15 protein-coding genes are annotated in these 22,219 nt (G+C 54.6%); 10 read left to right on the forward strand and 5 right to left on the reverse strand.

All coding sequences use genetic code 11. The features are described 5' to 3' along the window. Nucleotides 1–75 precede the first annotated feature (75 nt). The 7 genes from SH467x_RS14435 (at nt 76) to SH467x_RS14465 (ending at nt 8,595) form a co-directional block, all read left to right on the forward strand. Complete coding sequence (locus SH467x_RS14435; protein ID WP_482367812.1) at nt 76–717, forward strand: YceI family protein; 642 nt, start codon at nt 76–78, stop codon at nt 715–717. Further along, nucleotides 714–1,550 carry a class I SAM-dependent methyltransferase gene (locus tag SH467x_RS14440; protein WP_482367813.1) on the forward strand — a complete coding sequence of 279 codons (837 nt, stop codon included), beginning with the start codon at nt 714–716 and terminating at the stop codon, nt 1,548–1,550. Before SH467x_RS14435 ends, SH467x_RS14440 begins: the two co-directional genes overlap by 4 nt. Continuing rightward, entirely contained in the window at nt 1,547–2,284 is a 738-nt protein-coding gene (locus tag SH467x_RS14445; protein WP_482367814.1) for a methyltransferase family protein, read from the forward strand. The genes SH467x_RS14440 and SH467x_RS14445 overlap by 4 nt, the downstream gene beginning before the upstream one ends. Nucleotides 2,285–2,344: 60 nt before the next feature. Beyond that, complete coding sequence (locus SH467x_RS14450; RefSeq protein ID WP_482367815.1) at nt 2,345–3,238, forward strand: sensor histidine kinase; 894 nt, start codon at nt 2,345–2,347, stop codon at nt 3,236–3,238. Further along, the gene (locus tag SH467x_RS14455; RefSeq protein WP_482367816.1) at nt 3,235–3,876 is read left to right on the forward strand and encodes a response regulator; all 642 of its coding nucleotides are present in this window, start codon (nt 3,235–3,237) and stop codon (nt 3,874–3,876) included. The genes SH467x_RS14450 and SH467x_RS14455 overlap by 4 nt, the downstream gene beginning before the upstream one ends. Before the next feature lie 351 nt (nt 3,877–4,227). Next, nucleotides 4,228–7,059 (forward strand): PSD1 and planctomycete cytochrome C domain-containing protein, encoded by a 2,832-nt coding sequence (locus tag SH467x_RS14460; RefSeq protein WP_482367817.1) that lies wholly within the window; start codon nt 4,228–4,230, stop codon nt 7,057–7,059. A 24-nt stretch (nt 7,060–7,083) separates the two neighbouring features. After that, nucleotides 7,084–8,595, forward strand: a complete 1,512-nt coding sequence (locus SH467x_RS14465) for a DUF1501 domain-containing protein (protein ID WP_482367818.1) — start codon at nt 7,084–7,086, stop codon at nt 8,593–8,595. Between the two features lie 6 nt (nt 8,596–8,601). Here SH467x_RS14465 and SH467x_RS14470 read toward each other — a convergent pair whose 3' ends face one another. From SH467x_RS14470 to flgC, 3 genes are all read right to left on the reverse strand, one after another. Then, on the reverse strand, nt 8,602–10,314 hold the full coding sequence (locus tag SH467x_RS14470; RefSeq protein WP_482367819.1) for a flagellar M-ring protein FliF C-terminal domain-containing protein: 1,713 nt from the start codon (nt 10,312–10,314) through the stop codon (nt 8,602–8,604). Nucleotides 10,315–10,385: 71 nt separating this feature from the next. Beyond that, on the reverse strand, nt 10,386–10,715 hold the full coding sequence (fliE, locus tag SH467x_RS14475; protein WP_482367820.1) for a flagellar hook-basal body complex protein FliE: 330 nt from the start codon (nt 10,713–10,715) through the stop codon (nt 10,386–10,388). Between the two features lie 2 nt (nt 10,716–10,717). Next, nucleotides 10,718–11,137, reverse strand: a complete 420-nt coding sequence (flgC, locus tag SH467x_RS14480) for a flagellar basal body rod protein FlgC (RefSeq protein ID WP_482367821.1) — start codon at nt 11,135–11,137, stop codon at nt 10,718–10,720. 198 nt (nt 11,138–11,335) lie between these two features. Here flgC and SH467x_RS14485 point away from each other — a divergent pair, with 198 nt between their 5' ends. The 3 genes from SH467x_RS14485 to SH467x_RS14495 all read left to right on the forward strand — a co-directional run bounded on the left by SH467x_RS14485 (nt 11,336) and on the right by SH467x_RS14495 (nt 17,954). Next, nucleotides 11,336–12,829 carry a hypothetical protein gene (locus tag SH467x_RS14485; protein ID WP_482367822.1) on the forward strand — a complete coding sequence of 498 codons (1,494 nt, stop codon included), beginning with the start codon at nt 11,336–11,338 and terminating at the stop codon, nt 12,827–12,829. A 136-nt stretch (nt 12,830–12,965) separates the two neighbouring features. After that, nucleotides 12,966–15,242: a TAXI family TRAP transporter solute-binding subunit gene (locus SH467x_RS14490; protein ID WP_482367823.1), complete on the forward strand. Its 2,277-nt coding sequence runs from the start codon at nt 12,966–12,968 to the stop codon at nt 15,240–15,242. 39 nt (nt 15,243–15,281) lie between these two features. Continuing rightward, on the forward strand, nt 15,282–17,954 hold the full coding sequence (locus SH467x_RS14495) for a hypothetical protein (protein WP_482367824.1): 2,673 nt from the start codon (nt 15,282–15,284) through the stop codon (nt 17,952–17,954). On the opposite strand, the gene SH467x_RS14500 is transcribed toward SH467x_RS14495, so the two are convergent. Then, on the reverse strand, nt 17,924–19,408 hold the full coding sequence (locus tag SH467x_RS14500) for an ABC transporter permease family protein (protein ID WP_482367825.1): 1,485 nt from the start codon (nt 19,406–19,408) through the stop codon (nt 17,924–17,926). The genes SH467x_RS14495 and SH467x_RS14500 overlap by 31 nt on opposite strands. Nucleotides 19,409–19,450: 42 nt before the next feature. Further along, nucleotides 19,451–22,186, reverse strand: coding sequence for a COG1361 family protein (locus SH467x_RS14505; RefSeq protein ID WP_482367826.1), 2,736 nt, complete (start codon nt 22,184–22,186; stop codon nt 19,451–19,453). Nucleotides 22,187–22,219: the final 33 nt, after the last annotated feature.

The raw sequence follows: 22,219 nt of genomic DNA on the forward strand, positions 1-22,219 counted from the left end.
AATACTTGCGGGCAGATCGCATGGCACGGTCGTTCATTACATCCGAAGCGATCAGGCTTCGCAGGCAATCTCGCGATGTCTGTGCTTCTGCTGCTCGGTTGCTTGGTTTCGCATGCGACCGCGCAGAATGGGAATGAAAAGAATTGGGTCCCGGGAGAGATCAATACCCAATTCAGCCGCGTTTTCATCTTTGTAGACAAGTCTGGTTTGGTTGGCCACCAGCACGCTGTCGAAGGGCGATTAACGGGTGGACATCTCGTTATCGATGATGTCAAAAATTCGTCTTTGATCTTTAATATGAAAAGCTTTGATGCGGATACACCACTTGCCAGGAAATACCTGTCAATACAAAGTGAGATCGATGAAGAAACGAGAAAGAAAGTTAATGAGAACATGCTTGGCCTCGAAATACTTTCGGTTGAACACTATCCTGAGGCGACGTTAAAAAACGTCAAATGGAAGCCGACAGGTAAGACCTCGAAGCGGAATCTGCCGGAGTATTTACTTGAGGGTGACTTTACTTTGCACAAGACAACACGACCGATCCAGGCGGTATGCGATACCGAGCTCAAGGACGGTTGGCTACATGTGCGAGGTGCATTTCGCATTTTGCAGTCCGACTATGGAATCAAACCGTTCAGCAAGATGATGGGGGCGGTTGGCGTGAAAGACGAGCTTCGAATCTACGGCGATCTCTGGGTCGTTCCACCATCATGATTGAGTGTCCAGCGATTGAAAAACGAGTGATCCGAAATCACTATGACGTGAGCACGCTGTTCTATCGGCTCTTGTGGGGCCCCCACATCCATCACGGATACTGGGAGGGGAGCGAACCACCCGCCACAGCGCAAGTCGCATTGACGGAGCGCCTCGCGGGGCTGGCCGGAATAAGGAATGGTACGGTCATTTACGACATCGGCTGTGGAATGGGAGGCTCTTCGATCTGGTTGGCGCAAAAGCGAGCTTGCCAAGTTACAGGGGTCACGCTTAGCCCGGTACAAAAGCATTGGGCAACCCTCGCATGTCTCGGTCGCTCCTTTCAACACAAACCATCCTTCCGTTGTGGCGATGCCGAGTCGATCCATTTCGACCCGCAGTCGGCCGACTATGTGTGGAGCATTGAATGCACGGAGCATCTGTTTGATAAACCCGCTTTCTTTAGACGGTCTGCAAACTGGCTGAAGCCGGGTGGTAGGTTCGCATTGTGCGCATGGTTAGCAGGGGCCCCACCCTTGGATTCCGATCGTGTATCTCAAGTCATTCAAGTATGCGAGGGGATGTTTTGTCCGTCGCTCGGTACCCAAGAGGACTACCAACACTGGTTTGAACAAGCTGGAATGCGAGTCGTTGACCAAGGACTTTGGACTCGCAACGTCGAGCGAACTTGGGAGATTTGCAAACGCCGTGTCGAGCGGTCGGGCGTCCGTGTGATTGCCAAACTGCTTGGACGAAACCACACGTTGTTTCTGAACCATTTTGATGCCATTCTTCAGGCTTATCGAAGCGGTGCCATGGAGTATGGATACTTTGTCGCGGAGAAGGTCGGATGATTCGTTTGGCAGGGACGCTTTTCGGAATTGGGACTCAATTGTTGTTTCTTTACACGGTTGTTTTTCTATTTCTCTTTCTCCGATATGGAACCGAACAGGGATACGCATCCTGGTGGTTTGCGGATTTGGTGCTTGCGGTCGGATTCGCTTTGCCGCACAGCCTTTTGTTGGCACCTCCTGTTCAAAAATGGATGAAGGCGTACGTCCCTTCCGCTTGGATAGGATGTGTTCACTGCTCGGTGACGTGCATTAGTTTGCTGGTTCTGTTTCGTTTTTGGGGACGGAGTGACGCCTACATCTGGAATCTCCATGGAGCGAGCGAGTATATCGTTCTTGGGCTTTTTTACTTGTCGTGGGTGGCGCTCTTCTACAGTCTTTGGTTAACAGGATTAGGCTATCAGACAGGACTAACTCCTTGGTGGTATTGGTTCCGTGGGGAGAAGCAACCACCGAGACAATTTGTTACCCGCGGAGCGTTCAAGTGGATGCGGCACCCCGTTTACATGAGTTTTCTCGGGCTGATCTGGTTTACACCCCAGATGACCTTGGACCACGCAATCCTGACTGTGGTCTGGACCGTCTATATCTATCTTGGTAGCTACTTCAAAGATCAGCGATTGATTCGTTACATAGGACAACCGTACGTGGACTATGGCACGCGAGTCGTTGGTCTACCCTTGATCGGCTTCGGCTCCTTGCGGAAACTACCATCCAGAACGAAAACCGATTCCTAACCAGCACCGGAACCTTTCGGATCATGATTCTGCTCCCAATCTGCCATCGCGGTCGCGAACATGACCGATAGGCTCGACCTAACACCGTACCCGGTCAAACCTCACAAACTTTACGCGATCGTCCTGCTTCTCTCTTTTGGAGCGGAGTTCGTTGTAATGTCGCTGCTACCGTTCATCCTCCCCAGCGGTAGCAGTACGGTCTTTGAGGCCATCATCGATTCTTGCCTACTGACACTTCTCCTAGCGCCTGCACTCTGGTTTTGGATGATTCGCCCCATTCAGCAGCTCGCTCAAAGCCGTATGCTCTTTTTGCGGCGATCTATGTTCGCCCAAGAATCCGAGCGACAGCGGCTTCGACAAGAATTACACGACGGAATCGGACAATCGCTTACCAGCGTCCTTCTCCGCCTGCGCGCGATGGAGGAATCCCCGCAATCCAACGAACTTCGAGGTGAACTCTCCGATATCCGAAAAACAGGAGCCGAGATCTTGGTCGAGTTGCGTCGACTCGTTTCCGGTCTTCATCCCGCCGTTCTCGATACCTTGGGATTGACTCAAGCGATTGAAAGATTGGTTCGCGATATGCAGCTATCCTCGAAAGCAACCATCACCACCGCATTCCAGGGAATGGATGCGATTGCGTTTGAGCGGAATTATGCGACGACGGTGTATCGAATTGTTCAAGAAGGGCTGGCGAATGCGATCAAGCATGCAAACGCTTCTTCTGTTTATGTAGAATTATCGATAGACCGTCAGGAGCTTCATGTCCGTGTAAGGGATGATGGCATAGGGATGGCTCTTTCTCGAGCCCTACCGGTGTTGTCCGGAAATGGGCTGATCAGTATTCGAGAGCGGGCTATGTCCGTCGGAGGTCAGGTGGAGGTTATGAGTTCCGAAAATGGGACTACCGTGCATGCGGTGCTTCCAGCTCGCACAGAGGACATATCATCGTGACGAGAACGCGGGTGCTGCTGGCAGACGATCACGCATTGGTGCGAGCTGGTATACGACTTCTCATTGAGACCCAACGAGACTTTGAAATTGTCGGTGAGACGGGATCGGCAAGCGAAACGATGCAAGCAGCCCAAGCGTTGCAACCCGATTTGATTCTCTTCGATCTTTCCATGCCTGGGGGAGAGCCATCGCAGACGATCAACCATATTCGATACCAAAATGCGAAGAGCAAAGTACTCGTCGTGACGATGCACGATGATCGAGAAATCGTCAGAAAGATGCTTGCCAGCGGCGCGCATGGCTACATCGTGAAATCGGTTGCCGATGTCGATCTGCTCAATGCAATGCGATCGGTGATGGATGGAAAACTCTATATCAATTTGGGAACTCTTGCCGATCCCCCGGCCCTGCTCTCGAATCCAGTGCAAGCGCAAGATCCATTGGAAGAATTAAGTCAGCGAGAAAAGGAAGTTCTCGGGCTGTTGTTGCGGGGATACACCAATCAAGCCATCGCGGACCAATTGCGTGTGGGTGTAAAGTCGATCGAGTCCTATCGCTCGCGCATGATGACCAAACTGAACTTGGCATCGAAATCGGACTTGATGGAATTCGGAATCCGACACGGCTTGATTTACTAATCCTATCCCCTTCTCTCCACTTCGCATGTAGTGCAGTTCTCTGTGCCTGCAGCTTCGTCAACTTTGTTCCAAGGGCCGTGAGACCCGAGCAACGAGCGATGGTTGCCTCTAAACGAAGTGAATGTTCATGCACACTCACTCCCTCTCCCGGAGCCCCGATCGCCCCCCATTTTCTTCCTTTGCGGGCATGGCGCCGTGGCGAGAAACCTCCCCCATCGGTTCCAATAAGCGAGGATGCTGGATGGTCACAACGCAAATACCAATGTGAGTGCGACTTTGTGTAGACTATAGATTCAGCCATCGACCCTTGCGCGCCTTCCCTCCCTTCAAAACCGCTTTGTCGGATTCTTCATGCGATTCCTAACGACTGGATGCCTTGTCCTCACCGGATGCATGGGACTACTCGTAGGCCAGCACACGCAGGCCACCGCAGCACCCCAGAATGGACCCAAAACGGCCACCGTCACTTCTAATGCGGCGCGGCTTGAGGATCGGGTGCGCGAGTTGTTCTCGAGCAAGTGCTTCGAATGCCATGGAACGGATGCTCAAGAAAGCGATCTTCGACTCGATCGCCGTCGATCCATGCTACGTGGTGGAGATTCGGGGGAACCGGCGATAGTGGTAGGCGATGGCTCAAGTAGCCATCTCGTCGCTTTGGTTCAAGGTAAAGAGGCCGGTAGGGTCATGCCGCCCGACGAATCCAATCGCCTCTCCAACGAAGAAATCAATCTCCTGATCGCGTGGATCGACGCTGGCGCTCCATGGTCTTCCCCCACATCCGATGACCAGGACGATCCCCCTCTGTCCAATCATTGGTCTTTCCAACCCCTACTCTCACCCATTCCACCTTCGATCGCTCACCCCTTCATCGCGAATCCAATCGATTCGTTTATCTTGGAAGAGTTACAAGAACAAGGCATTGCACTGAACCCGCTCGCCTCCCAACGCATGCTGATTCGGAGACTTTACCTGGACATGTTGGGGATCCCTCCCACACCGGAAGAGGTTCTCGCGTTCGAAAACGATTCTTCACCCGAAGCGTATACGAATCTTGTGGAACGGGTGCTTCAAAGTCCCCATTACGGCGAACGCTGGGGACAGCATTGGCTCGACCTGGTTCGCTTTGCCGAAACGAACGGCTTCGAAACCAATCGGGAACGCCCCAATGCTTGGCCCTATCGCGATTACGTGATCCGCGCATGGAATGCAGACAAATCCTATTTTCAATTCGTTCGGGAACAGATTGCCGGCGATGTTTTGGGAGTGCCGGAAGCAACCGGTTATTTGGTTGCGGGGCCCTACGATCTAGTCAAGAGCCCAGATCCCTCGTTGACACTTATGCAGCGACAGAACGAGTTGGACGATATGGTCGGGACAACGGGTACCGTTTTTCTGGGACTTACTGTCGGTTGCGCACGCTGCCACAACCACAAATTCGATCCTATTCGACAGACGGACTACTATGCGATGCAAGCGATCTTTGCAGGCGTCGAACATGGAGAACGGAAACTCCCACTCAGCGAATCAATGAGGCAATCGTTAGCGCAGATCGACGCACGACTGGAACGGCTCCAGGAGAGCTTGGCTCCGTTTCTGAAAGATCCCAGCCGATCCCGTCCGCCGGTAAACGCCAAAGGAAACACGGAATCCTTTCCCCCGATCGAAGCCCGGTACCTGCGCTTCGTGATCGAAGAAACCAATAGCGGCGAACCATGCATCGATGAGCTCGAAGTCTTCTCCGATGGAAAGAATGTCGCCCTCGCCTCTGAAGGGACCATCGCGACAGCATCTAGCTCCTTGCCGAACTACGAGATTCACCAGCTGAAACATATTCATGACGGACGGGGGGGCAATTCCGCCAGTTGGATCTCGAACGAGCCCGGAAAAGGATCGCTTCAATTGGAGTTCCCTCAGCCGATGCGGATCGATCGGGTTGTTTGGGCTCGCGATCGCGAGGGGCGATTCTCCGATCGGCTGGCCACTCGCTATCGAATCGAAGCCGCGCAGACCTTGGGTCGGTGGACACCGATCGCGTCGTCCGACGATCGCATGCCCCCGTCTAACGCTCCCTTGGTGGCCCGATATGACTTTGAACGATTTGCGGCAGACGAAGCCGACCGCGGTAGGAGGTTGCTCGCCGAATTTCTCGAATGGGAGCAACGCCGCCAACAGCTGATCGCATCGCAGACCGTCTACGCGGGAATATTCGGACAGCCGGGCCCGACACATCGCTTGTTTCGGGGGGAGCCCACGGCCCCTCGCGAGAGGGTCGAACCTGGAACGATCGCCGCGTTAGGTAGCCTCGCAATCGACGACGCGACTCCAGAGCCATTGCGTCGGCTAGCATTGGCCGACTGGATAGTGAGTTCGGGTAACCCGTTAACATCTCGCGTCATCGTGAATCGAGTCTGGCAATACCATTTCGGTAAAGGGTTGGTCGATACGCCAAATGACTTTGGTGAAGCCGGAGTCGCACCGACCCATCCTAAGTTGCTGGACTATCTTGCCAGGTATCTGATGGACAACAACGGTTCGCTCAAGCAATTGCACCGACTCATCCTGCACTCAGCGACCTACCGTCAGAGCAGCGAATCCCGCGAGGACGCCATGCACAAGGACGGAGGCACTCAATGGTGGTGGCGATTCCCTCCCCGGCGAATGGAAGCGGAAGGGATTCGGGACAGCATACTCGCCGTCACGAACTCCTTGGATCTGCGTATGTATGGACCGGGTTTCAGCGGTTTTGAAGTTGAATTGGAGAATGTTCGCCACTACTTTCCCAAGAAGGCGTATTCGATCGAAGATTGGAGACGCATGGTTTATATGACCAAGGTTCGTATGGAACGGGAATCGGTCTTCGGTGCATTCGATTGTCCAGACTCCTCCATCTCGGTTCCAAAAAGGAATCGCTCTACGACTCCGATGCAAGCGCTCAACCTATTCAACAGTCCCTTTGTATTGCAACAGGCGCAGCTTCTGGCGAATCGATTGATACGGGAAGGTGGTCCGGATCTGGAATCCCAAGTCCGACGTGGTTATTGGCTCTGCATGGGGCGGGAACCAACGCGGGACGAGTTACTCGATGCTTTCGCCTTCATCCAATCAGAAGGCATCGAATCGGAAGGTCTGACTGCGTTTTGCCGGGTTCTTTTGAATTCGAACGAGTTTGTTTTTCTGCCCTAGTACGCCTCCCTCTCGGTATCCTGCATGTCCTCCTTAAAGATCCCGCAAAGTGCGCACTTGCTCGAACGAAGAGCTTTCCTGGCCCATGCTGCAACAGGGCTAAGTGGAATTGCGCTGGCGGCAATGCTCTCCGAGCAAGGGTTGTTGCGAGGTGAAGATTCGGGTGACGCAATCGTCAGCGGCAAGTCGCCGATTCGTCCGTCGATCGATCCCTCAAGACCCTTTGCCGCGAGGCCATCGCATTTCCCGGTGGCGGCCAAGAGAGTACTCGTCATCTTCTGTTCAGGAGCTTGCAGTCATCTCGACACCTTTGACTACAAACCTGAGTTGATCCGCAGGCATGGGCAGTCATTGCCTGGCGCAGACAAATTGATCACATTTCAGGGAGAGCAAGGGAATGTGACCCAGAGCCCTTGGACATTTCGTCCGAGGGGGGAGTGTGGCAAGATGGTTTCTGATTTGCTCCCTCGCATTGGGGCATTGGCTGACGATCTCTGTTTCGTTCACTCGGTATATGGGAAGACCAACACCCATGGTCCTGGCGAAAACTTCATGTCCACGGGCTTCACGCTCGATGGTTTCCCCAGCATGGGAGCTTGGACCACCTACGCATTGGGGACGGAGAATGAGAATCTCCCCGCGTATGTCGCCATTCCGGATCCGAGGGGAACACCGCAAAATTCAGTGAACAATTGGGGGCCAGGATTTTTACCGGCGGCCTATCAAGGAACCGATTTCAACGCGCTCAAACCGATCCGCAATTTAGCGAGACCGGAGGCGACGTCTGCGGAGTCGGATCGCCGAGCACGCGATTATTTGAAGCGGATGAACGAGCGGATGCTGGAGCGTTATCAGGGAGACAGCGAACTAGCAGCCCGTATTGCGAGTTACGAGCTGGCTGCCCGCATGCAACTCAGCATTCCTGAGATGAGTGAGCTTGCGACGGAGACCGCCACGACCCTTGCGAATTACGGGGCCGACGACACATCCAATCCTTTGAAGGCCTCCTACGCCAAGAACTGTCTCCTCGCTCGAAAATTGCTCGAGAAGGGGGTGCGTTTCGTGCAGCTTTTCAACGGCGCCTACCAAACGGGCGGAGAGGGGGTGAGCAATTGGGATGGGCACAAGGCACTGGAGCAGCAATACAATTTGCATGGCCCGGTGTTGGATCAACCGACTGCGGCGCTGATCCAGGATTTGAAGCAGCGAGGACTACTCAAGGACACGTTGGTCGTGTGGTGCACCGAGTTTGGACGGATGCCAACGTTTCAAAAGGGAGCGAGCGGTCGGGATCACAATCCCGAAGGCTTTACCTGCTGGATGGCAGGTGCCGGCGTCAAAGCCCCATTTAGCTTCGGTGCAACCGATGAGTTCGGTTATAAGGCCATCGAGAACAAGGTTTCCGTGCACGATTTTCATGCGACGATTCTGCATCTCTTGGGGTTAGATCACGAACGGCTAACCTATTACTACAACGGACTAGAACGTCGATTGACCGACGTCCACGGAAAAGTCATCCGCGATATTCTGATCTGAATCGAATTAGGCCTGCGTACCGCCAATCCAGTTGCGAAGGAGGGTCGCGGCAGCGTCCGGGTTTTCGCGGACCATGTTGGTAAGGTTGCTCTTCAAGTCCCCGCCGGTAGTTTTGAATTTGGGCGGCACACCGGGTTCAGAACTTTTCGATGCACCGGGGTAAGATTCATCTTCTTCCCCCGTTAGGCTCGTAAGGTTGAGATCGATTGCATCATCGATCGGGATATCAAAACCGTTCTCAAACGGTCGTTCGTCGGAAGAGGGGGCGGATTTCGCGAAGCTTCGCATCGATACGATCGCAGCCAGTGCGATGGCAGCCAACATGAGCGTCTGCCATGACTGCTGAAGCCAATCGAGGGCTTGTGTCATGACCGACGGGCCGGCTATCTCTTCGTCGGGGAAGTCGACGTAGTGGCTGACGGTGATATTCGGAACTTTGGCTTCCCCCTCGATCGACGTTTGCACGATTGCCGTCAAGACACTTTTTACATTTGCCTCGACCTTCTGTTTCACCGTTGCCAGGGTGGCTTCGTCAAAAGGGGGAGCATCTTCGGTCTTTTTGTCTGGGTTCAGCTGTAACCATTCACCCAGATAAGCGGTTCGATAATAGGAAAAGGGAAGGAGGACGGAGAAAGAGACTTGTTTGGTTTGCAGTCCTGCTTCGCGGATCGTGGACAGAGTGCTCCCAACGACTTGTTTGGTGCTTTCTGTCGATTCCTTTTCCTTATTGATTTGTTCTGGAGTGGGGCTGATCGATGCACTGCGATTGGCCAAGGCATTCGGTTCGGTACCGGGTCTTCCCCCTGGGCCCATTTTTTGGAGATCCGAATCCCGCTTGGACGTGCTGGATTGCACGGTAGTCGGTTTGGGGTCGTATTTGATGTTGCTCGTTTCTTTACCTAATGTGGGATCGATGTCGACATTGACTTCGATTCGTACATTTCCGTAGTCGGTGAGCAGTTGTTGGGCGCGTCGCTTGAGATCTTGCTCCCGTTGCTTTTTGATTTGGTAGTAGCGTTCTTGTTCTAAAGCGAGAGGGTCGTCTTCGCCAGTCCGTGTTTGACCTGTGCTAAGGTCGAGTAGGGCAATGTCGGCTGCACCGAGACCTGCAATCGACTTTTGTACGTATTGCATGATGCTGCGGGATTGATCGTTCGTGAGTCCAGTATTGTGCCGAGGCAGGATGGCGATTGAAGCCACTTTGGGACGTTTTGATGAGAAGCCTTCTCGCTTTTCATCGAACGTGACAAACGCCTTGTGAACAAAGGGCATCGTTTCCAGCGATCGCGAGATAGAGGAGAGTTTCGCGGAGAGTTGTTTCGCTTCGGTTGTCCGAGTCGATTCGAGGAAATTGCTTTCCTTCAGCGCCTCGTCTAGTTGCGAGTGGAGGCCCCCTGGTAGGACCTTGGCTTCCGCGACGGCTTTGAGGTATTCCGTTTTGTTCGCAGCCGGGATTTGGATCCGGTATCCCACGCGTTCCCATTCGCGGAGTCCGGCGGCGCTAAAGGCCATCTCGAATCGGCTTAGCTGTTCCTCGCTGAAGCTCTCACCATCAAACAGGTAAGTCGTCTCACCGCTGCTGGAACGGTAGGTCGTGGCGAGCATCCCCACACTTGCAGCGATCGCGGCAACGAGAAGAACAGCAAGAACCCGAGCTTGTGCCGTCATTCCTGCAAACAAGGTTTGCAGTTGTTGCGAGAGCTTGGTGAGTTGATTCATGTTCTGCGTTTCGTGTTATGTCGGCGGTTTGTATGGTTCGATCGAAGGAGGGGGCCGTGGCCCCATCCGGTTTACACGCGTATGGAGTTTAGTTCTTCATAAGCTTGCATGAGTTTATTTCGTATTTGGACCAGCATGCGGAATGACATGTCCGCCTTTTGAACGCTCGTAAACACTTCCGCTTGATTGACATCGCCGCCTGAGAGAAGTTGCTCGACCAGATCTTGAGAGTCCAATTGAAGCGAGTTCACACGACCTATACCTTCGGTCATCAGCGAAGCGAACGGAGTCTCTTCTTGAGGTTGATCGTCGATGACCTTTTGGCGCGACGCGATCTGATCCAGCATTTGCTGGACTCGATCTTGATGATGGGAAAAGAGTTCCTGGCCTCGCAGTTGCATGATTAAGCCAGGATGCTAAGGGTTTGCCGGGTCATGCCCTTGGTGACTTCAATCACCCCAACGTTCGCCTCGTAGGCGCGCGACGCTTCGAGGGCGTCGACAAACTGTTCATTCATGTCGATGTTCGGGTAGGCGACATACCCCTTCCATTTCCCCTCGTTGATGGCCAGAGGGTGATCGGGTTGATAGCGGTATTTGGGCTCCGACTGATCGATCTCGACCGTATCGATCTTCACGCCCGCTGCTCCCCCTTCGGCTTGGTCTTCATCGGTTTTGAAGACCACGAAGCGAGGTTGGTAGGGTTTGTTTTCCCCGTCTTCGTTCTTCAGGGTCGACATGTTCGCGATATTGCCGGAGATGGTGTTCAGTCGGACGCGCTGCGCCACCAATGCACTGGTGCTGATATCCAAAGGAGAAATCATGTCGGCCTCCTGCCAAGGTTCTGCGATCGACGGCGGTTCAGACTTCCCATCCGATCACCGTGGTGATTCGGGGTGGAAGTCGGTGCAAAGCGCACCGGTTTGTTCGAGCTTTAGCAAATCCCGGAAAAATTTCCAAGATGCCTTCTAGAAGCGTGGTAAATTGGGGGAACTGAACAAGCAGAGAGGTTGCATCCAGGTATGACAGAACAAGAATTTTTGCAGCATCACCAGCTGACACGGAATCCCTTTTCCGACGAGGACGCCCAGACCGACGCCGTTTTCCAGGATTTTTGCATTTCCGGGATATTTCATCCCTCCTGGAGCAAGGTCGTTGGGGACGCCAGCCAGCCTGCCACTTCGATCGTCTTTGGCCCAAAAGGTTCAGGGAAGACCGCGATCCGGCTTCAGTTGAAGAAGCATATCGCCAGCCACAACGAAAAAAATCCGCATTCGAAGGTCTATTTGGTAGAGCTCGATGATTTCAACGCGTACTTGGGCCCGTTCCAGCAACGGTTCTCCAAGCGGGTTCAGGCTCACCCAGAGAAAGTCTTGCAGGGGCTGCACCTTTGGGACCACATGGATGCGATTCTGTCGGAGGCTATGACGCCTTTGGTCGACCAAATCCTCGGAGTCCAGTCTTCCGTCCGACCGATCGAACACAATCTTGCGATCGACACGCTCGGGACGTTGGATCGAGGGCAAAAACGGGACCTACTGCTGTTGGCATCGGTATACGATCGTTCGTCGGTCGGAACGCATGCCGATCGGATTCAGCGGCTTCGTTCCAAACTTCGGTTTTATTCGCTCTCAACGTGGCTTCCGCTCCTTGTTGGCATTTTGGGGACGCTATTGGTGATTGGTCTCGGAATCTTCCTGGTGCAGTCCGAGGTACTTCAGCTCAAGCGGATGTTATGGTTCATTCCCCTTGGGCTCGCGATCGCTTGGGGATTGTACGCAATTCGATGGTTTCGATGTTTCCAGTTGGCCCGAGGAATTGTTCGCAATTTACGCGTCATCCCCCGAGACGCGGGACAGCTTCGAGGGCTGATGATGCGATTTTCCGGCAAGGAGCTTGATGAGCAGCCTTTACCCGTTTCGAATCGTTCGGATGATCGCTACGCGTTGCTGGAAAAATTGCAGTTGCTCCTTCGATCGCTTGGTTACCCTGGGATGATTGTGATTGTCGATCGGGTCGATGAGCCGGATTTGGTCAATGGCTTGGCGGAGCGGATGAAGCTTCTGGTCTGGCCTTTGCTCGACAATAAACTGCTCAAGCACGATCATTTCGGAATCAAGATGTTGTTGCCGAGCGAGTTGCAGTATTTCGTTGATCGCGAAACGCGTGAATTCCATGAGCGTGCGCGATTGGATAAGCAGAATGTGGTCCCGTCGTTCGACTGGACCGGGGAAGCGTTGTATGACTTGCTCGCCGCCCGCATGAAGGCTTGCTCGAGTGGCAACATTCCGGTCAGCCCTAGGTCGTTGTTCGAGAATGGGCTTACCGAGAGCCGAATGATTGCTGCATTTCAGTCGCTGGGTACCCCGCGAAATCTATTCCGCTTTCTGTACAGACTGATCACGGAACATTGCAAACGATACCGTTCCGAGACACCGCAGTTTCAAATTTCCGTTGAATTGTTCGAAGCGACACTCGCCTTGGCTATTTCTGAGGAGAAGCGAACGGCGGGCTGAGCGGATGGCTCGGCCTACCGGCCCCAACAACGTTCCAGTGGAGCCAGCGAGGGGAATCGGGTATTCTAAGAGGTGATTTGGCACGAACGGGTCACGGACTCTTCGCCTTCACAATCCTTCGGATGAATCTCTTCGCATGAACGATGAACCTGATGATGACTCCGAGTTGGAGTTGGATCGAGCGCTTCTAGAATTCATGCGCCGTTATGATGTGGGAAATCCCGAGGATCGCGCAACATTTCTACAGCGTTACCCACAATACGCGAATCATCTCAGCGAGCTTTTAGATACCGCGGATTGGATCGAATCGATGGCAGGTCCGATGCTCGCGCAAGCGGAGGAATCGGATCGGGAGTCTCGCGCCCCGAAGCCGATCGACGATGAGAGCTTACCGGCGTCCAAGTCGTTTGCGGATCCAAACGCTGTCACCCTTCCAGGCGCCAGCGGTGGGAATTGGAGCGGCAGGTCCTTGTCCCCAGACGAATCAACCCTCCCGCCCCCGACGCGATCGATTTCGCGGCAAGGCAGCTTTTCCGCACTTCCCAATCTCGACAACACCCAAGCCACGTTGCCCTGCCGTTTCGGTGAATACGTATTGGAAAAAGTACTTGGACGGGGTGGTATGGGGGTCGTTTACTTAGCGACCCAATCCAACTTAAGTCGTCAGGTCGCGGTCAAGATGATCCGCTCGGGTGCGCTGGCGAGCGACGATGAAGTGATACGATTCTATGCTGAGGCTCGCAGCGCAGGGAGCTTGATGCACCCATCGATCATTACGATCTACCATTGCGGAGAGCACGAGGGACATCACTTTTTCTCCATGGACTATGTACCCGGAACCGACTTGGCCAAAAAGCTGAGCGAGGGGCCGATGAATGTCCGAGAGGCAGTTCGGTATGTCCGGGATGTTGCCCGGGCCATCGACTATGCGCACTCCCAAGGTGTTGTCCACAGGGATTTGAAACCGGCCAATGTTTTGATCACACAGGAAGATGAGGTTGTTTTAACGGACTTCGGATTGGCAAAGCGAATCGGAGCCGACGAAGGGCTCACCGCGACCGGCGCTGCTTTGGGCACTCCTAGCTACATGTCACCTGAGCAAGCGGCGGGAAAGAGCGAAGAGCAGGGTGCGTCGACCGACGTGTATGCGATGGGTGCCATCCTCTATGCGTTGCTCGTTGGCAAACCCCCCTTCCAAGCCGAGACGGTCCTCCAAACGATGATGCAAGTCATGAACCGGCCTGCACCCAGCGTTCGTTTGTCCAGGCCAGATGTCCATCCCGATCTCGATACGATCGTCATGAAGTGTCTAGAGAAAGCTCCTTCGCGACGCTATGCGACAGCCCGTGAGTTGGCGGACGATCTCGAACGCTTCTATCAGGGATCCCCGATTTCAGCGCGTCCCCCTTCGATGTGGAGGCAGGCCAAGTATTGGCTATCGAACGTACCGGTCGTCGCTGCTCTTTCCGGCACTCGCAATGTCGAGCCCACTCCCTCGCAACGCTTGACCCAGAATATCGTCCTCTTCTTACTCGTCGCCGGATTGGTGACTTGGCTCGTCGGACCGCGCATGCTGGAAGTCGTTCGTGACAACACGCTCCCCCGAAGAGTCACGATTGCTTCTGGATCACCTGGTGGCATGTATTTCCAGTTCGCAGGTCAGATATCCGCTGAAATCGAACGCGAAACAGGATTGCACCCCAATGTGATCCCAACCAACGGCTCCCTCGACAATTTGAAGCAATTGCAAGACGGCAAAGTACACTTGGCGATCATGCAGGAGTCTGCTGTCCGATCGGATCAAGTCGCGGTGGTGGCACCGCTGTTTTACGAAGCCGTGCATATTTTGGCGAGAAAAGAATTAGGTATTCGTCGCATTGAAGATGTCGCCTCGAAACGCATTATGCTCGGCTCCAAAGCATCCGGAACCCGGCAAGCAGCGATACGTCTACTAACTCACTTTGATATGGACATCGAAGAACTTTCCACCATCGATGGCGATTGGTTTCAAGAAGAATTGCGCCGCCAAGCGGAAGTCGTTGTGGTCGTGGTGAAGGTTGGGCAACAAGGCGTGAGGGATATGCTTCATGCGGAAGGTTTTGAGATGTTACCCATCAGCAATGCTGCGACCCTGGCATTGGAGGAGCCTATGTTCCGCCCTTACGAGATCCCGATGAAAGACTATGGCCTCGAAGGCGCAGGTTCGGTGCAAACGCTTGCAACGACCGCATTGCTCGTCGTGCGTCGAGATGCACCATCCAGATTGGTAAGCGAATCACTGCAGGCGATCTATCACCAAAGTCCGACGGGCGCCAGTATCGGTGGCCTGATTCCATTGGAGTTGGCGGTAAACTGGCAAGGCCTCCCGTATCACGAAGCAGCGCGTCGTTTCTACCAACAGTACGAACGTTGATTCGAGCTTTCTCTGAGTTTTCCCCCATTGGATGTTGTTATGCCAATCAAACCGAGAGAGCGATGGTACAGCCTGGATGGCCAAGCCAAGTCCAGGTCGATCGCGTACGAAAAATCGACGGGAATCAGGCGATTGGTTTCGCTCGCCATGCTGCTTGCCTTGGTGATCATTTTGATCCAACGCATGTCCGACGTGAAACAGATCGAGAAAGTCGGACGCGCGGTCGGACTCTTTCCAGCCGCATCGGAAAGTGCTATCGATTTCCCTTCGAGTGCCGCGAATTCGGACTCGACTCCGGCATTGCCAGTCCATGATTCGGCGATCGATTCCTTCCTGCCGGAATTCGAGTCGTTTCGCTTGCGGAGCCAAGACCAATCCTTGCAGTCTCGCGTCGAAATGTGGACCGCACTGTTAACGACTCTTTCCGATGAAGGAGTCACGTCGATGGCCACATCGCAGTGGGGTGAGTCTCCTTCAAAGGAAGTATCTGCCCCATCGATCGAAGCTTGGAGGGAAAGCAGCCTGTCGAAAGTCCAACAGTGGATTCGAACGACCTCTGGTACCGATGCAGACGAGTCCGCATTGTACCGAGCCGCCTACCAGGAAATCGAGGCGACACTCGAAGCGGCCGACGGCTGGAAGGAGGTCTCCCGACCTTTTCAGCTCGCGATGGAGCTTCGCGTTTTGCAGGAGTTCCAAGACAACAGCGTTTGGCGCCCGTCGGAGCAGATCGCATTGCTCCGCACGGCAGCTCGGGCTAATCGCTTAGCAGCCTTCCTGCAAAAAGAGACTTGGCTTTGGAATGACATCCCTCGTGTGCAAAGTTCTCAGTTGATGTCTCCGTTCAGCGAGTCGACACGCGGGGTTCCGATCAGATTTCAAGGTGTTATTGGAAAGAAAGACCAGCGGCAGGGAAAGATCGTTAGACCTGGCTGGGACCCCTTCGATTATGAAGTCCTCTGGGTGAAACCGAACGATGTGAGCAGTCAACCAGTTGCTATCCTTCTTCCGAAAGGCCAAGCAAGTTCGTCGACGGACTTCGCAAGCGGCGCGACGATTGAAGTTGCTGGTCTGTATTGCAAACGATTCGCGTACCAGTCTCAACGGGGAAGCGAAATCGCACCAGCCATCCTAGCGGCAGACATTCGTAGCGAGTCCGAACAAACCGATGCGCCGTCCGGGCCTTACGCTGTGTGGCTTCGAAGCTTGCCAAGTTTGGGAGGGTGGAATCCACCCAAAGATGTCGAAGCTCCCTATCAAGCCATATTGGGTGCTGTAGGTCCCGTTCTTCAGAGTTCGACGGACGAAGATTGGCGAGAGAATGAGTTATTCCTTTCGAACGTCATCGCCTCGTTGCTCGTGGAATCGCAACGGCTGAATGGGCTTGCGGATACGCTTCTGTCCCTGCACACACCATGGAAAATAACGAACGAAGTCGAGCTTGCCGAAAGAGCAGGTATTGTCGCAAAGGTCGAGCGAATCCCTTTGAGCGCCATTCCCAAGTCGGGCACGGAATCTTCGAGCGGATTGGCCGCGCTGGTTCGGTCGGATCTTCAAGAGGTGTATCGATTGAAGGTAGAGATGATGGCCCCACTCGAGCCGCCGACGGCAAAAAAGCTTGCCGATGCACCGAAACCGGAAGAGATGATCGTTTATTGCAACCGTATCCCCAAAGAGTGGATGGCTGGCTCCCAGGGGGGCGCGGCGGAGGTACGTCAACCGGTCGTCCTGCGCGGATTTCTGGGCACACGAACCGGCAGCGAGTCGACGGCATCGCAGTGGTTTGTGGCCGATCATGTACGTTGGCAAATACCATCCGCGCAGCTTGCGAACGAAGAGCTTATCGCTGCGAATTGGCAGCCGGCCCTTTCTGCACCGTTGCAGAGGCTATTGCATTTGGGTTGGTCGTTAGATCGCAAAGAAATCGTTTCCCAACAACAACGTCCGCCGCGTCCTCTGGCAGGAGCTGAGCTACCCGCGTTGTATTCGCTGTTGCGACTAGAATCGGAGGAGGCATCCCAGAGAGAATCGAAGTGGGATTTTAGTAAACTGGAACGAGAGGACTTGGCCGTATTACTGAAGAGAACATTGCGCAATCAGAAAGAGCTGGGCGATGCGACTTGTATGCAGCCAGTGAGATCGAGCGGTCGGATCGTTCGCATTTCCAAGATCGAGTTAGAGGATGCGTCGCAACGAGAGCTATTGGGACGAGACCACTACTACCAATTGGATTGCATGGTCGATATAGGCAACACGACGTTCGAAATTCCAACGGATCGGGAACCGATTCTTTATCGGCACGAATACCCTGCGACTGGATTGGTGGCGGAGTTGCCCGAGTGGTTGGGTCAGGCCCAATCACCTGATCGCGCCGGAACCATCAGCGATGAACTTTTGGATACATCGATGAGCTTTCCTCGATTTCGGTTCGCGAGCAACGCTTGGCTCTACCGATTCTGGAGTTACAAAACCGAGGAAATGACGGGAAGCTTGGGGCAGCAGCACCGGCAGGTCGTCCCGCTTCTGGTGCTTCATGACTTTCAACCTGCAGCAGTAGGCTCCGCCCCCTCGGGCTCGGTCTCATCCGAGTCCCCCGCCAGCTCCTTTCGCTTGATGAGCTGGATCGTCCCTCTCCTCGCGATCGCTGCGATCTGGTTTTATGTTCGCCGCTACAGCAACATTCAACGCCGCCCTCGCCAGCTCAAACCATAGGTGGCGAGGACGCTAACGGCAACGAGGCTGAGAGCCAACCCCGCATCTTGATTTTGGACACCGTAGTGGAGCAATTCGAACATCCGCATCGAAACGGGTGTGACACTGGGAGGAAGCACCAGCAAATAGGATTCGAGATTGGCGAAACTGACAAAGAACACCGCGGTGACTCCTGCGCAAAAGGGGCGTGCGAGCGCTCTCCAGTGGGCCCATCGCCACGACCCGTCGAGGGCTAGCAGATCACCGAAGCGTTGCTCCCATCTCCAAGCAGCAATCCATAGCGATCCGAAAAGAATCGGGGCGCAACGGGTTTGAAGAGCCAGAACGGGAGCTGCGAGCGTGTCGTTCCCAATCCAGCCGAGCCAGCCCGTTTGATCCACAAGGCATCGTTGGATGGACCAATTCACAAGCGGTCCGGGCAGTGCGAAGCAGAAAACGAATCCCGCCGCAAGACAAACACTTCGAAAGAGAATCGAAGTGCGTGAACCGGCGAAAGCAACAACGATTGCAACGGCTGCAATGGCGATTGCCAGCAAGGTCGCGTAGAGACTAATCGCTAGACTCCACTGAAGCTCTGGAAGAAACTCCCGCGTTGCGAGGAGCGAATGGAGGACAGTGCGGAGACTCCATGTCCGTTCGATTGTGTCGCCGATTTGAACGACTTGCCACCCAGCCTTGATCACCAGAGCGAGGATCGGCAAACCGACAAAGCAAACCGCGATGCACCAAGCGAGAGATCCCGCTCCCCACTTCAACGAACGAGGAGACAGGCTTGAACCAAGGGAATCGCTTTCGACCTCTCCTCGGATGCTTTTGCATAAGAACAAAAGCGTCACCCCCGTCATCAAGGCGATTGCCACAGCATAGACGAACATACCTACCATGGGTACCGTTCGCGTCTTTTGAAATTGAACTTGTTGGTAAAGCGTCTCTGTCCAAGTAGGAACGCGAAACAAATTGGTCACCACCATGTCATTGGTAGTGAGAACCGCTATCAAAAGCCATGCGAGAGCAAGCCAGGGTAGGGAGTTTCGCAAAACCACTTTACGAAATGCCGAAACCATCCCCCGCTCGAGCAGGGCCAGCCGAAAGGAATCGTGAAGGGATCGTTCGAACGCGATGGAAACAAGCAAGAAACCCAGAGGCAGCCACGAAGCGGCTTGTATCCAAATGCAAGCGAGTATGGCATAGCCTGGATGAAGAGCCGCGGTGACTTGATTCCAACGCAGAATACTTTGGTCACCGAATCCAGCGCTCCACGCCGTCGCTTGAACGTAGAGGGGAACCAACACCAACGAGAGAATTGCTGCACGCAGCAATCGTCCACCTGGGATACGGACAACCACCGTCGCAAAAGCCAACACGACACTCAGTAACAAACATAGCGTCGCGGTACCAAGACTCACATACAAGGAGTGTAGCGAAGCATCGAATGCGGGTGTGTCCCAAAGCATAGAGTGATCTGCTATTGCCAGGACGCTCCGCCCCGAGCGTCATCAATCTTCGGTTCCAATCGGTCCGCTTGCAAGAAATCGGGTCGATTCTTCTTGGAGGAGATTCGCATCTCCAGCGTCGCATTTTACTTCTGCACGGAATCGATGCACCCCTTGCTGAGAGGCTTCTGCGAAAACACGCAACGTAACCTTGGTCCCCGCATCGACATTACCGATCGGTTCGAAGAGGACCTGCCCCGGCTGAATTCGCCCTTCGGCTCCTTCAAAACGGACCGGCTCGATCCCTTCCGAGAATTGCGCCAAGACTTGGACTCCGGTCGCTGCTTTGCTTCCTCGGTTATGGATTTCGATTTCATAAACAACAGGTTGCCCCACGGGCGCGGGAGCGATCGGGTCCTTAACGGTTAGCTTCAAGTCGACAATCGAATCGATCAACGTTGTGTGCGAGGAAGAGAGCGGCAGTCCGTTCTTGCAAGCAGCCGTGAACTCCAGAACATTTCCCCCTGTTTCATTCATTGCAAGTCCGAAGGGAAACGAGACCGACTCTTGCGGTTGCAGTCGTTTAATGTCCCAGTGGATGGTATTCCCCTTGCGAATCGCTCCGGATGGCAAATTCGATGGGCTCGCTCCATCGGGGATTTTCAAGGAGCATTCGGCGTTCGATGCCGCGACGTCCCCTCGATTGACGACGGTCACGCGGTATTCCGCCGAGGTTCCTTGGAAGAACTCGGACGGGCCAGTCCACGTAGCTTCGAGTACGGCCTGTTTGACCTTTACCTGGATTTCCCCTTTGGCCTCCAGTTTGGCCGAGTCACTCCTCGCCGTAGCTGAGACAGGAATCGTACCGTTTTGTTCGAACAACAGTTCGACATCGATCACTTTCTCGTCACCTGGTGGAACATCACCTACCTTGGACTGATTGCTACCGTAGTTTCCTGCCTGGAGAACCACTTCGACATTCTTTGCCACTGCGTTTCCTGGATTGCGGACACGCAATCGGTAGTTTTGAGGAGTTCCAAATTCGGCTTCTGATGGTCCTTCGAGCGCGACTTCCAGTTGCGGTTGTTGTACGCGGATCGCGTACTCTTGCGATTGTGGGACGGCGGTCCATTCGATCCCCATTGCGAAATGCTCAGGCTTGATCGTGCGAAGGGTGATTCGCAGGGAGACTTGCCCGCCGGCTTGGAGCTTTGGAATCTCCCAACCAATCGCATTCTCCTCGGGTGCATTCTCTGGTTCTGATTGGCCATGTGAAGCAGATAGTTGTCCGACTTCTACCGAGGATGGGACGGAGATGCGGAGCAACAATCCATTCAAATCGACATTCCCTTCGTTCTTCGCGAGAATTTCGAACGTCGCATCTTGACCAACCAGCAGCGCATCGGGGCCTTGTACGGAAACGCGAACACCGGGCAGTTGCATCATGCCGAGAGAAGATTTGGTGCTCCGCGTGTCGAGGTTCGGTCCTTTTTGGGGCGATCGCTGTTGGGGTGGGGAAGCTTCAAATTGATTCGGAGAAATCGCGGGTGACTTCGATGGAATGGTGGACATGGCGCTTGGTGGCGCGGTCGGCAACGGGAGAGGCTCTTCTGCCTTTACCGCGCGCGAACTGATCGGTTGGCTGGGAACTTTGGTGTTCTTCGAGCGACTGGTGAAGACACGAGGCACATCCACTTCGTCCGCCTTCGCAGTTTCGATAGGTCGGTGGATCGGAGCGGTCGCGGTTGAACGATTACCACTCGGGATATCAACGCCCGAGTTGTTGCCGTTCGAATTGATGCCGCCCAAGTTCTTGCCATGCGATGGACCAGGACTTGGAGAATTTGCATTCGATGGATTGCGAGCGATGGTCGTCGAGGAAGTTTTCGAGGAGGAATCGCTGGACAAATCGATGAGGCTGGGCGCGTCATCCTTATCCGTACGAATGGAAGGGCTGGGGGAGGGAGCGAGCGGAGACGAGTCCGAGCTTCGGCGCGACGAGTTGTTTACTGGTAGGCGGGCGTTCGGGGCGCTGCTACCTGCCCCGTCCGAGCGAGTGGAGATATCGGGCTTGGCGGGGGTACCTGCACCTTGGTACGACAGCGGAGAGTCGTCTGCATCGGGGGTTGAGAAGCTACCCGGGGCGCTCCGACTCACCACGGGAGGCGCGACGTCGAGTGGCGGGGTGGACTTAGGTGACCGGGTAGGAGAAGGAGGAGGGACCACGATTTCTTCCAGTTCGATCTCGCTTTCCTCGCGGTTGGGGGCAAAGCGGGGTCGGGGTAGATTTTTGAATGGCTCGCGGAACGGACGGCTTGGTTCCTCGGCAGCAGCCGACGGAGTTGGAGGGGGAAGCGACGGGGAATCGTCCGATTCGACCGGCTCGTCGGCACTTTGGCGGAAAACGCGGTTTGTGAAGGATTTGAGGGGGACTAGCAGGCCGCCACGGGTTTGGGGTTCGGCCGCGGCACCTTCTTCAGGTCGAGCGGGATTGGCTTCAGGTTGAGCGGGTTTGCTACGTCCGGGGCGAAAGAGAGTCGAGCCGGGCTTGAGGCTGATCGTTGGACGGGAGGGCTTCGGAGCTTGTTCCGACTCCTCTGACGGTTTACGGGCAAAGAGTTTGCTGAAAGGGTTGGAGAATGCGGGCTTCGGCGAGACCGATTCGTTTGCGGTCGCTTCGGGGGCGTCGTCCGATTGCGCGAGGGAGGGGGAGGGATAGGTTGCCAGCAGGAGCAGGGTCGCGATCAAGCATCCTGGTAGGGTGCGCGAGCGAACGAGGGTGTTTCCTAATAGCGACATCGATCAACTCCGTGATTTATTCTGTTGCGAAGG

Source organism: Brakhagea slesvicensis (assembly GCF_052161625.1).
Lineage (GTDB): Bacteria > Planctomycetota > Planctomycetia > Pirellulales > Pirellulaceae > JBKCUI01.

Bases quoted from the DNA above. Each gene is read 5' to 3' on its own strand.
- flgC (WP_482367821.1), bottom strand. From the start codon at position 11,137: ATGATTTCTCCTTTGGATATCAGCACCAGTGCATTGGTGGCGCAGCGC.
- SH467x_RS14490 (WP_482367823.1), top strand. From the start codon at position 12,966: ATGAACGATGAACCTGATGATGACTCCGAGTTGGAGTTGGATCGAGCG.
- SH467x_RS14450 (WP_482367815.1), top strand. From the start codon at position 2,345: ATGACCGATAGGCTCGACCTAACACCGTACCCGGTCAAACCTCACAAA.
- SH467x_RS14435 (WP_482367812.1), top strand. From the start codon at position 76: ATGTCTGTGCTTCTGCTGCTCGGTTGCTTGGTTTCGCATGCGACCGCG.
- SH467x_RS14485 (WP_482367822.1), top strand. From the start codon at position 11,336: ATGACAGAACAAGAATTTTTGCAGCATCACCAGCTGACACGGAATCCC.
- SH467x_RS14465 (WP_482367818.1), top strand. From the start codon at position 7,084: ATGTCCTCCTTAAAGATCCCGCAAAGTGCGCACTTGCTCGAACGAAGA.
- fliE (WP_482367820.1), bottom strand. From the start codon at position 10,715: ATGCAACTGCGAGGCCAGGAACTCTTTTCCCATCATCAAGATCGAGTC.
- SH467x_RS14500 (WP_482367825.1), bottom strand. From the start codon at position 19,408: ATGCTTTGGGACACACCCGCATTCGATGCTTCGCTACACTCCTTGTAT.
- SH467x_RS14460 (WP_482367817.1), top strand. From the start codon at position 4,228: ATGCGATTCCTAACGACTGGATGCCTTGTCCTCACCGGATGCATGGGA.
- SH467x_RS14440 (WP_482367813.1), top strand. From the start codon at position 714: ATGATTGAGTGTCCAGCGATTGAAAAACGAGTGATCCGAAATCACTAT.
- SH467x_RS14495 (WP_482367824.1), top strand. From the start codon at position 15,282: ATGCCAATCAAACCGAGAGAGCGATGGTACAGCCTGGATGGCCAAGCC.
- SH467x_RS14445 (WP_482367814.1), top strand. From the start codon at position 1,547: ATGATTCGTTTGGCAGGGACGCTTTTCGGAATTGGGACTCAATTGTTG.
- SH467x_RS14470 (WP_482367819.1), bottom strand. From the start codon at position 10,314: ATGAATCAACTCACCAAGCTCTCGCAACAACTGCAAACCTTGTTTGCA.
- SH467x_RS14505 (WP_482367826.1), bottom strand. From the start codon at position 22,186: ATGTCGCTATTAGGAAACACCCTCGTTCGCTCGCGCACCCTACCAGGA.